This is a genomic window from Hyphomonas oceanitis, assembly GCF_036964545.1.
Taxonomy (GTDB): Bacteria; Pseudomonadota; Alphaproteobacteria; order Caulobacterales; family Hyphomonadaceae; genus Hyphomonas; species Hyphomonas oceanitis.
The window spans coordinates 648905-661088 of sequence record NZ_JBALTL010000002.1; the positions used below are offsets into that span (position 1 = coordinate 648905).

14 protein-coding genes are annotated in these 12184 nt (G+C 60.6%); 1 reads left to right on the forward strand and 13 read right to left on the reverse strand.

Going from position 1 to position 12184, the window contains the following annotated elements; all coding sequences use genetic code 11:
• The 6 genes from V7651_RS08135 to V7651_RS08160 form a co-directional block, all read right to left on the reverse strand.
• Positions 1 to 339, reverse strand: a complete 339-nt coding sequence (locus V7651_RS08135) for a hypothetical protein (RefSeq protein ID WP_335590443.1) — start codon at positions 337 to 339, stop codon at positions 1 to 3.
• Positions 336 to 803: a RidA family protein gene (locus V7651_RS08140; protein WP_335612859.1), complete on the reverse strand. Its 468-nt coding sequence runs from the start codon at positions 801 to 803 to the stop codon at positions 336 to 338. The genes V7651_RS08135 and V7651_RS08140 overlap by 4 nt, the downstream gene beginning before the upstream one ends.
• A 17-nt stretch (positions 804 to 820) precedes the next feature.
• Complete coding sequence (locus tag V7651_RS08145) at positions 821 to 1288, reverse strand: GFA family protein (protein ID WP_335612860.1); 468 nt, start codon at positions 1286 to 1288, stop codon at positions 821 to 823.
• 7 nt (positions 1289 to 1295) lie between these two features.
• On the reverse strand, positions 1296 to 1673 hold the full coding sequence (locus tag V7651_RS08150) for a VOC family protein (protein ID WP_335612861.1): 378 nt from the start codon (positions 1671 to 1673) through the stop codon (positions 1296 to 1298).
• Between the two features lie 11 nt (positions 1674 to 1684).
• Complete coding sequence (locus V7651_RS08155) at positions 1685 to 2356, reverse strand: DUF4145 domain-containing protein (RefSeq protein ID WP_335612862.1); 672 nt, start codon at positions 2354 to 2356, stop codon at positions 1685 to 1687.
• A gap of 89 nt (positions 2357 to 2445) precedes the next feature.
• The gene (locus V7651_RS08160; RefSeq protein WP_335612863.1) at positions 2446 to 3552 is read right to left on the reverse strand and encodes an S-(hydroxymethyl)glutathione dehydrogenase/class III alcohol dehydrogenase; all 1107 of its coding nucleotides are present in this window, start codon (positions 3550 to 3552) and stop codon (positions 2446 to 2448) included.
• A 259-nt stretch (positions 3553 to 3811) separates the two neighbouring features.
• Here V7651_RS08160 and V7651_RS08165 point away from each other — a divergent pair, with 259 nt between their 5' ends.
• Positions 3812 to 4762, forward strand: coding sequence for an alpha/beta fold hydrolase (locus tag V7651_RS08165; protein WP_335612864.1), 951 nt, complete (start codon positions 3812 to 3814; stop codon positions 4760 to 4762).
• Here V7651_RS08165 and recF read toward each other — a convergent pair.
• The 7 genes from recF to V7651_RS08200 form a co-directional block, all read right to left on the reverse strand.
• A complete protein-coding gene (gene recF / locus V7651_RS08170; RefSeq protein ID WP_335612865.1) occupies positions 4759 to 5871 on the reverse strand; it encodes a DNA replication/repair protein RecF in 1113 nt (370 codons plus the stop codon). The genes V7651_RS08165 and recF overlap by 4 nt on opposite strands.
• Before the next feature lie 22 nt (positions 5872 to 5893).
• Complete coding sequence (locus V7651_RS08175) at positions 5894 to 6289, reverse strand: putative quinol monooxygenase (RefSeq protein ID WP_241766891.1); 396 nt, start codon at positions 6287 to 6289, stop codon at positions 5894 to 5896.
• A gap of 4 nt (positions 6290 to 6293) precedes the next feature.
• Positions 6294 to 7415, reverse strand: coding sequence for a DNA polymerase III subunit beta (gene dnaN / locus V7651_RS08180; RefSeq protein ID WP_035536041.1), 1122 nt, complete (start codon positions 7413 to 7415; stop codon positions 6294 to 6296).
• Positions 7416 to 7614: 199 nt separating this feature from the next.
• A complete protein-coding gene (locus tag V7651_RS08185) occupies positions 7615 to 9114 on the reverse strand; it encodes a DnaA ATPase domain-containing protein (protein ID WP_035536040.1) in 1500 nt (499 codons plus the stop codon).
• Positions 9115 to 9671: 557 nt separating this feature from the next.
• A complete protein-coding gene (rpsT, locus tag V7651_RS08190) occupies positions 9672 to 9935 on the reverse strand; it encodes a 30S ribosomal protein S20 (protein ID WP_035536039.1) in 264 nt (87 codons plus the stop codon).
• A 115-nt stretch (positions 9936 to 10050) separates the two neighbouring features.
• A complete protein-coding gene (locus tag V7651_RS08195) occupies positions 10051 to 11124 on the reverse strand; it encodes an SPFH domain-containing protein (RefSeq protein WP_335612866.1) in 1074 nt (357 codons plus the stop codon).
• A gap of 98 nt (positions 11125 to 11222) precedes the next feature.
• The gene (locus V7651_RS08200; protein WP_035536037.1) at positions 11223 to 12005 is read right to left on the reverse strand and encodes an enoyl-CoA hydratase; all 783 of its coding nucleotides are present in this window, start codon (positions 12003 to 12005) and stop codon (positions 11223 to 11225) included.
• Between the last annotated feature and the right edge of the window lie 179 nt (positions 12006 to 12184).

The following is a 12184-nucleotide window of genomic DNA, read 5'->3' on the forward strand; positions in this document are numbered from 1 at the left end:
CTATTGCAAAATTGTGTCCGCGACATAGGGCGTGAACTTCAGGTCGTAGCCGTAGGGTTTTTCCTTGGGCGGAGCATCAGGCTCGGTGGCATAGATATCGATCTTGCCCGCCATCTTGAAGCCGAGATGATTGCTGATTGCGATCATCATTTCGGCGGCTTCTTCGGTGTCCTTGGCCCAGGCCTTCATCGAGAGGACGCATGGGCCGACCTCTGTCTTGAAGTCGGCATTGGCTTCGACGACAGCGCCATCGGCGACCATGGCGAAGTGCTCATAGCGGGTGTCTGTCTGACCGTAGCGGAGCTTTAGTTTCCAGTCCTTGGGGGCTTCGTCGCTCATGACTTCACGGCGATGCAGTCGATCTCAAGGTTGGCGCCCATGGCGAGCGCCGTAACAGCGACAGTTGCGCGGGCGGGCTTGGGATCAGGCAAGGCGGCCTTGTAGGCCTCGTTCATCTCGCCGAAATTGTCGATATTGTTGAGGTAGACGGTGCATTTCACGATATTGGAGAGATCGGCGCCCTGGCTGGCGAGCGTGCGTTCCATGTTCAGGAAGATCTGCGTCGTTTCCGGGCCTGTGCCGCCCGTGACAAGCTTGCCGGTGGCAGGGTCCGTACCGAGTTCGCCGGAAACGTAGATCGTGTCGCCTGCCGTAACCGACTTGGAGAAAGGTAGCTGCGTGCCACCCATGGCCTGGCTGCCGAAATGGCTGACAGTGGGTTTCGCCCCAAATTCATTGGCTTCGACTGCAACGCAGCCCGTGAGGGCGGCAAGCGCCGCGGCCATCAATGCCCATTTCATCATGTTCGTCTCTCTTTCCATCAGCTGTTGTCCGGTCTGGCGCCGTGATCTGCAAAGGCCTGCATGATCTTCGGGAAGTCAGACATTTCGGGGAATTCCTCATATGAGAACTCTGCCCCGGTTTGCGCGAAAGGCAAACGGCTGGCCGTGCCGGTTTCCATGATCGGGGCGGCCCAGGCGGCATTATCGAGCATGGTCGACCGGAGATTGACCATGTCCATACCGGCCGGACGCGTGAACAGCCAGGACAGGCAGTCCGGGCAGTAGAAGTGGCGATGCTCGCCCTTCAGGGCGCCGATCACGGGCTCGCCGCTGGTTACTTCGAACCCTGCGTCCGGCAGGAACATCGAGAGCGAATAGGGGCCGCTCGTCAGTTTCTGGCAGCCGAGGCAATGGCACGCCATGGTGACCATGGGCGGCGCAGAGATTTTCATCTCGACGCCGCCGCACAGGCAGCTGGCCTTCCAGGGAAGTTTCCAGTCTGTCATGCTTAGCCTAGCCCCGATGCAGGGCGCAGAGCTTGTTGCCGTCGGGGTCGCGCAGGTAGGCGAGGTAGAGGCGCTGGCCGCCACCTTCACGCCAGCCTGGCGCATCCTCGATAGGCGTGCCGCCAGCAGCGGCGCCGGCCTTGTGCCATGTGTCGGCTTCTTCTGGCGAGGACATGGCAAAGCCGATCGTGCCGCCATTGGCGTGTGTGGCAGGCTGGCCATCGATGGGCGGTGTCACGAGGAAGATGCCACCATTGTGCATGTAGATGAGGCGACCCTTCGGATCGGTGATGGCGGTCTTGCCGCCAACCGATGTGAACAGGGCGTCGTAGAAGGTCTTGGATTTTTCGATGTCGTTCGTGCCGACCATCATGTGGCTGTACATTGGTGTATTCCCTAATTGTTGCTTGGCTCCGGATCAGCGTCCGGCTTTTTGTCTTGTTCTTTTGATTTCCGCTTAGCGTCTCGCTTCTCTTCCAGCTTTTTCTCTGCAAGCAATTTAACTCGCTCATCGCGGTCTAATCGTTTTTGGCGAGAAACATACCAGTCTTCAAATAAAGCTTCGATCAGTTCGAGTAAAAGTGAAGCCTCTTCGGGTTCGACATCAACCACATAGTTGACGTCCTTTTCCATATGGGCGCCGATATCACCGACCTCGCGGATTGTCTTGATGACATCCCAAGTTGAGGGATCAATCTTATTTTTGATGAAATTCAGTTCTGCTCCCAAGTTACCTCTTTTGTCCTCTGGAATTTCCCAAAAATCCCGCACTAGTCCTTGCAGACAACGTCTGGACATGGTGGCGGATGCTTTTGGACTGTCATTCAAAATTAAGCAGGCTTCCACGTAGTCTCGCCTTAATGCCTCCGGAATGTAGTGGGGCTGGGGCTTGGCTCGTGACTTAGGAAGTAATGGCCACACTTCGATTGGTTCTTGATATTTCCATGTGCCATTTACGTGTTTTGCAGGCCTCAGCATCACGACTAAGGTCAGCTTTCTACACTCGGCATTGGGGCACCCGACGGCTGTATGCTCCAAACCTACCCAGCCATGCTCAGATTCCTTCATGTAGATGTGCGTTATACCATTTGAATAGTTCGGATCAGTGATCGTCGTGGGCTGGCCACAATATCTGCACGTCCAGTTAAACGGCTCCATCAATACACCACCACACTCCGGATGCTCTCGCCGGAATGCATAAGGTCAAACGCGTCGTTGATCTTTTCGAGGCCCATGACATGTGTGATCATCGGGTCGATCTGGATCTTGCCGTTCATGTACCATTCGACGATCTTTGGCACGTCGGTGCGGCCCTTGGCGCCGCCGAAGGCTGTGCCGCGCCAGTTGCGTCCGGTGACGAGCTGGAACGGACGGGTCGAGATTTCCTTGCCGGCCTCTGCCACGCCGATAATGATCGACGTGCCCCAGCCGCGATGGCAGCATTCGAGGGCCTGGCGCATCACGTCTGTATTGCCGGTACAGTCAAAGGAATAGTCCGCGCCGCCATCGGTCAGCTCGACGATGTGGGCGACCACGTCCTTGGTGTTCTTTGGATTGACGAAATGCGTCATGCCGAATTTCTCGCCCCATTCCTTTTTGGAGTCGTTGATATCGACGCCGATGATCTTGTCGGCGCCTGCCATCTTCGCGCCCTGCAGCACGTTGAGGCCGATGCCCCCGAGGCCGAACACGACGACATTGTCGCCGACCTGGACCTTGGCTGTGTTGGTGACGGCGCCAACGCCGGTGGTGACGCCGCAGCCGACATAGCACGCCTTGTCGAAGGGCGCGTCGGTGCGGATTTTCGCAACAGCGATCTCGGGCAGGACGGTGAAGTTCGAGAAGGTCGAGCAGCCCATGTAATGGTAGATGGTCTGGCCCTTGTAGGAGAAGCGGCTGGTGCCGTCCGGCATCAGGCCCTTGCCTTGCGTGGCGCGGATGGCGGTGCAGAGGTTTGTCTTGCCGGAGAGGCAGCTTTTGCACTGGCGGCATTCCGGCGTGTAAAGCGGGATGACATGGTCGCCCGGCTTCACGCTGGTGACGCCTGCGCCAACCTCGCGCACGATGCCTGCGCCTTCATGGCCGAGCACGCTAGGGAACAGGCCTTCGCTGTCGAGACCGTCGAGCGTGTAGGCGTCTGTGTGGCAGATGCCGGTGGCCATGATTTCGACGAGGACTTCGCCCGCCTTCGGGCCTTCCAGGTCCAGCTCGACGATTTCGAGCGGTTTCTTGGCTTCAAAGGCAACGGCGGCGCGGGTTTTCATGGGGCAGTCTCCGGATATTGTGTTGCCCTTACGTAGACCGGCTGGGCCCGATGATCCACACCTTGCGGGCGGTTGAATGCGTTTCGGGGCCCAAATTTATCGTTTGCCTGATGGCGTGTGACGTGAATCCGGCATTGCCGCCTGCCGGGATCGCTCCCCCCGTATTAGAGACTTGCAAAAATGGGGAATTTGGCTCGATAAACATCTCTGATGGAAGAAAGCTGACGGGCCTGTGGCCAGAGTAAATTGGGGTGGGCGTATGACAAAGATATTGCTGTGGGCGGTCGGGCTCGTTGTCGCCGTTCTGGCAGGCACCTATTGGTGGGCTGGCAAGGACCTGAAGGCGATGGATGCGGCTGCGCGCGCCGAGGCGCCGGGCGAGTTCCTGCAGGTGACAGACGGCCAGCTGCACTACCAGGCGCGCGGGCCCGAAGATGGCAATGTGATCGTGATGGTGCATGGCTTTTCGACACCGGCCTTCATTTTCGAGCAGAATGCCACTGCATTGGTCGAGGCGGGGTTCCGCGTCGTCCAGTACGATCATTTCGGGCGCGGCTGGTCTGACCGGCCCGACGGGCCTTATGACGAAGACTTCTACGACCGGGAGCTGATGGACGTGCTCGATGGCCTTGGGCTGGTCGAGCCTGTTGGCCTGGTCGGCCTGTCCATGGGCGGGCCGATCGTGATGGCCTTTGCCGGGCGCCACCCGGAGCGCGTATCGCGCGTCTTCCTGTTGGTGCCCGCCGGGCTGGATGTTGAGGGCGATAGCGGCGTGGCGGCGGCACTGGTCAAGTTGCCGGTCGTCGGCGACTGGATCTGGCACGTGTTCGGGCGCGGCATCCTGCTGGGCGATCCGCAATATGACGAGAGCGCGCTGGGACCGGACAACCGCCTGCAGGGCGATGTCACGCAACAGATGGATTATCGCGGCTATGCCAAGGCGCTGCTGTCGACGCTGCGCAACTTTCCTATGTCGAACCGGGAAATCCTCTTCAGTTCTGTCGCTCAGAAAACCGAAACACCTGTGATGGCCGTGTTCGGGGATGAGGACCAAACCGTCGCCATAGCGAGTGCGGCAGAGCTGGTTGCGCTGATCCCGGGTGCGCAGGTCCGGATCATTGAAGGTGGCACGCACGGGCTGAACTATCAGCGCCACGATGAGGTCAATCCGATGCTGGTGGAATGGTTCTCGCCGGCAGTGGCTGACTAGTCCTCGACGCGGGCGGCGCCATCTTCCACGCGGACACGCTGGGCCCGGTCGCCGAACGCTTCGAAGAGGAAACGTTCTGTGCCGGTGAGCCAGGCCTGACCGCCGAGGGCGCCGAGTTCCTCGTAGAGCGCGGCGCGGCGATCGGGGTCGAGGTGGGCTGCGGCTTCATCGAGCAGAAGGAGCGGCGCGGGGCTATCGCCATTCGCGCGCAGGGCGCCCGCAGAGGCGAGGATCAGGCCGATGAGCAGCGCCTTCTGCTGGCCGGTTGATGCGTCGCGGGCGGGCGCGCCTGTGGGGCGGTGAATGACCACGAGGTCTGAGCGGTGCGGGCCGTCGATTGTGCGGCCGGCGGCAATGTCGCGGCGACGCGTCGTACGGAAGGTTTCGGCGAGGGTTTCGAAGATGGATTTGAAGTCGTCTCCCTGAAGAGCCGCCTGTTCGGCGTCGCCTTCGAGCGTGAGGTCCGCTTTGGGAAAATGGCCGTCCGGGCGCAGTTCGATGGCGACCTGTAGTGCTTCCAGCACATGGGCCCGGTTGATGGCCATCTCGGCGCCGGCTTCGGCCATGCGGGCCTCAATGGCATCTGCCCAGGCCGGGTCGACATGGCCGCGTTCGAGCAGGGCGTTGCGCTCGCGCATGGCTTGTTCATAGCGGCTGGCGGCGCGGCCATGGGTGGGAATATGGGCCATGACCTGACGGTCGAGGAAACGGCGACGGTCGGATGCGCCACCGCGGAAGACGCCGTCCATTGAGGGCGTAAGCCAGACGATGCGGATAAGGTCAGCCAGGTCTGATGCGGTCGCGGAGGCGCCATCGATGCGCACGTTACGCTTGGCGCCCGAGCCGGTTTCGAGCGCCACGCCGATCTTCTGGTCATTGTCGAGCGTCGCGGCGACGGTCCAGCTGCCCGGGGCATCCTTGCGCATCATTTCCGGAAGCGTCGCGGAGCGTAGGCCGCGCCCCGGGCCGAGCTGGCTGACGGCTTCGAGCAGGTTCGTCTTGCCCGCGCCATTGGCACCAAACAGGCAGACATGGCGTCCGTCGAGCGGCAGTGACAGAGACGCGTAATTGCGGAAGTCAGTCAGGGAGAGGCGAGTTAGCGCGGTCATGGCTTTCCGGCAGGCCGCAGGCTCATGCCGTGGTCAGGCCATGGCCGCCAATCGGTGCCGTTTGGGCAATCTGCTCCATGCCCGCAATCAGCGGGCGGCCTTCCTGTATGGCAGCCTGGACTGAGGGCAGCGTGAGGCTGTTCTTGTGGCTGTCGGCATTGTCCCAGACTTCGGTGATCCAGAGCGCGTTGGCGTCAGCGGGATCGTTCGCAACGATGTAGCTGAGGCAGCCCGGCATATCGCGCAGGCCCTTCAGCAGGATGGCCGACAAACGGTCCCTGTCGCCATCCGTAGAGGTGAACTTGCCGATCAGACCATACATCGTTTTGCTCCGTATCTCTGTTGAGGCGCAGGCCCCGAGGCTGGCGACCGCTGCAGCGCCGAGCATGAACTGGCGGCGATGCAGGGCAATGATCAAGGCTCTAGACGCGAAGTGGCATCAGCACGTAGCGCGCGGAATCGTCTGACGGATCAAGCACGAGCGCAGGCGATGCCGGGTCGTTGAACATGAACTCGGCCGTGTCGGCCTCGATCTGGCCGGCAATGTCGAGCAGATATTTCGCGTTGAAGCCGATCTCCATGGCGTCGCTGCTGTATTCTGCTTCGATCTCCTCGGTACCGGCGCCGGTTTCGGCATGGTTGACCGCGAGGGTCAGCTTGCCTTCAGACAGGGACAGCTTCACCGAGCGCGAACGTTCGGCCGAGACGGTCGAGACACGGTCGACGGCGGCTTCGAAGGACTTGTTGTCGACGACGAGCTTCTTGTCATTACCCTTTGGAATGACGCGGGCATAATCCGGGAAGGAGCCGTCGATCAGTTTCGACGTCAGCACGGCGCGGCCTGCGCGCACGACGATCTTGGTGTCGGACACTTCGATGTCGATATCGCCATCGGTGGCGTCGATCAGGCGGCGCGCTTCAGCCACGGCTTTGCGGGGCACGATAACGCCTTCGAGCGTTTCAGCGCCCTTGGGGGCCGGGATCTCGGCCAGGGCGAGGCGGTGGCCATCGGTGGCGACCGTACGCAGCACAGCGTCACCATCGTCATTCTTGGCGCCGTGCAGGTAGACGCCGTTCAGATAGTAGCGGGTCTCCTCGGTGGAGATCGCAAAACGCGTCTTGTCGATCAGGCGGGCAAAATCCTTTGCGTCGACGGAAAAGGCCGTCGCGCCGTCATCGCCGCTCATGGTCTGGAAGTCGGAGGCGGGCAGGGTTGGCAGCTCGAAGTGCGAGCGGCCTGCGCGGATCGTGAGGCGCTGGTTGTCGGCTTGCGTTTCGAGCTCGACCTCGGCGCCAGCGGGCAGCTTGCGGATCACGTCGAACAGTGTGCCGGCGGGCGCAGTAACAGCGCCTTCGTGGGAGACCTTGGCATCAGCGCTGTCGACGGCCTCGATATCGAGATCGGTCGCGGTGAGCTTCAGTTCGCCCTTGGCGGCCTGAAGTAGCACGTTGGAGAGGATCGGAATGGTGTTGCGGCGTTCGACAACGTTCTGCACATGCGAAAGGGCATTGAGGAGATCGCTGCGTTCAATCGTTAGCTTCATCTGTTGGTCCGTCCATCACGGGCGCCGGATCGCGCCTGTCTGCCTTGTTGTTTCTATTGGGCTGGTTCGTTCCGGTCGGGCAGGTAGCCCGTGGTAGAATCAGCCCGCCCTCCGGTGGAGAGCGGGCTAAGAACACTTAAACAATCGGGCGGAAAAGCCAAGCGCCGATGCAGAATTGCGCGAGGGCAACCTGGGGGAGCTAGTTTACGCCTGCCGCCTGGAGTTCGAAAATGGTCTCGGAGACGCGGGCAATGTCGCCCGCGAGTTCGGGATCAGATGCGATATTCTTGGACACTTTGCGGTGGGCGTAGAGGATCGTCGTGTGATCCCGCTTGCCGAAGCTGTGACCGATCTGGGGCAGGGACTTGCCGGTTTTCTCGCGGCAAAGATACATCGCCACCTGACGGGGATAGACAACCGCGCGGGCCTTGCAGGGGCTTTCCAGGTCGCTCTTCGAAATTCCGAAGACTTTCATCGTGGCACGTTTCACCAATTCGATTGTCGGCACTTTCACTTCTCCCTGATGGCGGCGGATGACGCGGTCGAGCATTTCCATGGTCGGCGCACGCTCACCGAAGCCGGCTTCGGTGTAGAGGCTCCAGATGGCGCCGGTGAGTTCACGGCCCGGGCCACGGATGCCTGCATTGATACGAGCGATCATCTCGTCCGTCAGGACGAAGCTCGGGTGACCGGCTTCGATATGTGCTGCGAGGCGCACGAGGATCTCGCGGCGCATGCCGGCATCAGGCAGGCCGACCTCGACAGCGATCGAGCCCTTGAGTTCAGCCCGCATGCGCGGACCAAAGCCGGTGACGTCACCGGGGGCTTCGTCGCCTGCCAGAACCACGAGGCCGCCATTGCCGGTGACTTCACGGATGTTCTGGTAGAGTTCAGTCTCAGTTCCGGGCTTGCCGGCGATGCGGTGCAGGTCGTCGATCAAGAGGAGGGTGGCGGAGCGCAGGCGCTTCTTCAGGGCGCTCGTGTCTTTCACCTTCACGCCATCATGATAGGCCGACATGAATTCCTCGGCCGTCAGGTAGACGACGACGCGCTCAGGATCATGGGCTTCGACCTCGTTCTTGAGGGCATAGAGGATGTGCGTCTTGCCGGTGCCCTGACGCCCATAGATGAGCGCCGTCGACGTGCCGACTGTCTGGCCCAGCGCGATGCGCTGTGCGAGCTGTACGGCGATCTCGTTGGACTCGCCGGTGACAAGTGTGCCGAACGTCATGTCTGGCGCACCCGTGGCCGTCGGTGCAACCGTCGTCTTGCTGCCATCACTGCCATTGCCGCCGGATGCAGCAGCCGCAGTTGGCTGTGGCGCAGGTTCAGGTGCAACGTCGGCCCAGGGGTCAGATACCAGTTCGCGCACTTCTGCGCGGGCATTGCGCCAGCATTCCAGACGGATGCCACGGCGTGCCGGATCAAAGTCGCGCCAGGTGCGCTGGATAAGACGCTTGTGTTCAGCCAGTACGCGATCATAGGCAAGCGGATCGCGCGCCGCGATCACCATCTCGCCGTCAACCTCTGCGATCAGCCGCAGGTCTTCGATCCAGCGATCGTAGTCGGTTGCGTTCAAGACGGTCGCGAGCTTCGCCCGTACCTGCTTCCAGATCGACTGGCCGGGGATATTGCTGCCTTTTTCCGCGCCCGAAAACTCTACGCTATGCTCAGAATCAAAAAGTGTATTTCGGTCCATCGCCGAGCCCCATTTTCTTGTTATGTTTCGTCCTGACCAGCAGGCACGCAACTCTCCCTCCAGATTAAATCTGGGCCCCGTAAATACTCCGTGCAGGGAGAGTTTTTTGCTGGTATCCACAAGGTAACTTCCAGCGGTTTTACTGACAAGTGTTACTTTTCTGCGATCACGGGAAATGGCCAGTTGACTCTTTCGGCATGTAATCAAAAGGCCATCAAAATCAGCCGCTTACCCCTGTGCATTTTTTTGTGAGTGAGTCGTTCGGCGCAATTGTTCGCGAATGTTCTGTCAACACCACCTACACGATATTGGCTGTGAAATTCGGGGCTTTTCTGAAGTAAATTTTTGCACAATTTGCAAAGGCCTCAAACACGCAGAGCTGATGCCGTCGGCCGCCTGAAAATGCAGGAGTGGCTCCCGGAAAAGCATGCATCAAGCAGACCATAACCGATCATTCATGGCGAGCTGATTATTCTGAATTCGAGGCAATAAAAAACCCGCCAAGCGCGAACCGGGCGGGTTTCAAATTCTTGTACCGGACATTTGTCCGGAAGGCCTTAGGCCATCGCGCTGACGCGGGCCGAGAGGCGCGAGACTTTACGCGAAGATGTATTCTTGTGCATCACGCCCTTGGTGACGGCGCGCATCAGCTCGGGTTGTGCAACGCGCAGGGCATCCTGTGCAGCTGTCTTGTCGCCTGCAGCGATGGCTTCCTCGACCTTGCGAACATAGGTGCGCACACGCGAGCGGCGCGCCTTGTTGACTTCGGTACGAGCCGCAATCTTGCGGACCATCTTCTTGGCGGAACGGGTATTTGCCATATCTAACTCCTGAAGCCGGGGGGAAACCTCCCTCAAGCTGAAGGCGGGGGCATACATAAACGGTGCGAAGGCGTCAACTGGGATGCTGACAGAAAACTGAGCGGACGGCCCGCTTCTATTCAGTTTCCGGCTGCTCGTCGGCCACCTCGCTGGCGGCGCTGAGGCGATCCTGTAGCACAGGGTTGCCTTCCAGGCCCAGTTCCCCGGCTGAAAACACCACGAGGCCCCCGGATTTACTGAGCATCGAGACAATGTTTTGCCGCGTCTGCATTTCCATGAGGCTAAGCAGGGTTGCGATCTGCTCAGGACTGCGGTCGCGGAACTGGTCGAGCAATTTATCGAGGTCAGTGCCAAGGAATTGCATGGCGCCGGGTGTTTCACTGGTGTGGGCGGGGCTTTCGCCCCGAGAGGCGGCGGGGGCGAGGGCGACGACCTGGGGAGAGTCGGGGGCGGTGTCAGCACCGTCTGCGGACGTGACGGGCATGGCGGCGGTCGCCCCCGTATCAGGCGCGATGACGACTTCACTGGGGAGCGCTGCGCCATCACGGTAGGAGAAGCGGGCTTCAAACACCGTAATGCCCAGCGGAACGCCCAAAGCGTCGGTGCCTGTTTCGATGCCGGCCAGTTCTTCCGTGACCTCGCTTTCAATCTTGTGATGGCTTTCGCGCAGCTGCTCATCCTTGCGTCGGCCGATGGCGCCGGAAAAGGCGGACCGGATGCGCCGTTCGAACTGGTCGCCGAAGTCGCCAAGCCGGGCGAGATCTGTTACGCGGGCGGGGTCGACGCCGAAGCTGACGGAGGGGGTGACGGTCACAGTGTGCCCGTCATTGGTGATGGCGGTGAAAGGGAAGGGCGTGGTTGTATGGATGCGCAGGGAAATGGCGCCGCTATCAGTGACCAGCCGGTCGTGTGAGAGCGCGTTGAACCGCGGGTCGTAAACCGGGAAGCGCAATTGCTTGCGGTTCTGGAACTGCACGATGCGCGGATCTTCAGGCTTCATCTTCATGTCGGCCGTCAGGGCCTGGATGCGCCCGTCAGTGTTTCGGATTAGATAGGTTTCGTCATCGCCGGGAACCAGGCTCGGTACACGCGTCCTGTAGAGGAAGGCGGCCACGGCACTGCCGACGACAAGCAGGGCTACCAGTACACTGATGATCAGTCCCGTTGATACTGCATCCACATCAGCCATAGGTTTGTCCCCCGCTGTAGAGCCGCCCCGTCCCCTGGGCACCCACACGGTAACACAATCCTGTCCGAATAGAGAATAGTTGGGCTCAGTAAGCCCTTTTACCGGTCCTTGAAGTGGGCAGAGCGCTTTTCGACATAAGCGGCCATGCCTTCCTTCTGGTCCTCGGTTGCGAAGAGGGACTGGAACAGGCGGCGTTCGAAACGGATGCCCTGCGACATGGGCGTTTCGTAGGCGGCGTTGATGGCCTCTTTCGTCATCATTGCTGCAGCACGCGGCATTGCGGCAATCGTGCGGGCCATCTCTTTGACGGTGTCCATCAGGTCGTCAGCCGGGACAATGCGCGCCACCAGACCACAGCGCTCAGCCTCGGCGGCTTCCATCATCCGGCCGGTGAGGCAGAGTTCCATGGCTTTGGACTTGCCTATAAAACGTGCAAGTCGCTGCGTGCCGCCGGCGCCGGGCATGACGCCAAGGCGAATCTCGGGCTGCCCAAAGCGGGCTGTGTCGGCCGCAATCACGATGTCGCACATCATGGCCAGCTCGCAGCCGCCGCCGACGGCATAGCCGCTGACGGCCGCAATGATTGGCTTGCGGGCGCTGGAGGTGCGTTCCCAGTTACGGGTTATCAGGTCTTCATAATAGGCGGCCGGATAGTCCTGTTCCATGATTTCACGGACGTCGGCACCACCGGAAAAGGCTTTGCGCGATCCGGTCAGCACGATGCAGCCAATATCCTTGTCGGCTTCGACGCGGTTAATCGCGTGGGTCAGCTCGGTCATCATCTCATCGTTCAGGGCGTTGAGGTGGTCGGGACGGTTAAGTGTAATGACGGCGACGCCTGTTTCGGCATCAAACTCGGTCAGCAGGGTCTTGTACGACATAGGGCGACAGGTCCTTCTTGCGGCCGGATGATCCGACCATCGGCGCTGGCGTTTTGCTCGCAGCGGCCGGTTTGGTTTATTTGGGGGTACGTAACATGCCCGGATCATCATGTCCGGCTGGGGTTGAGGCGACTAACGACTCTCGTGTTGCGACCGCGATCAGGGGCGGACGCGGGCGC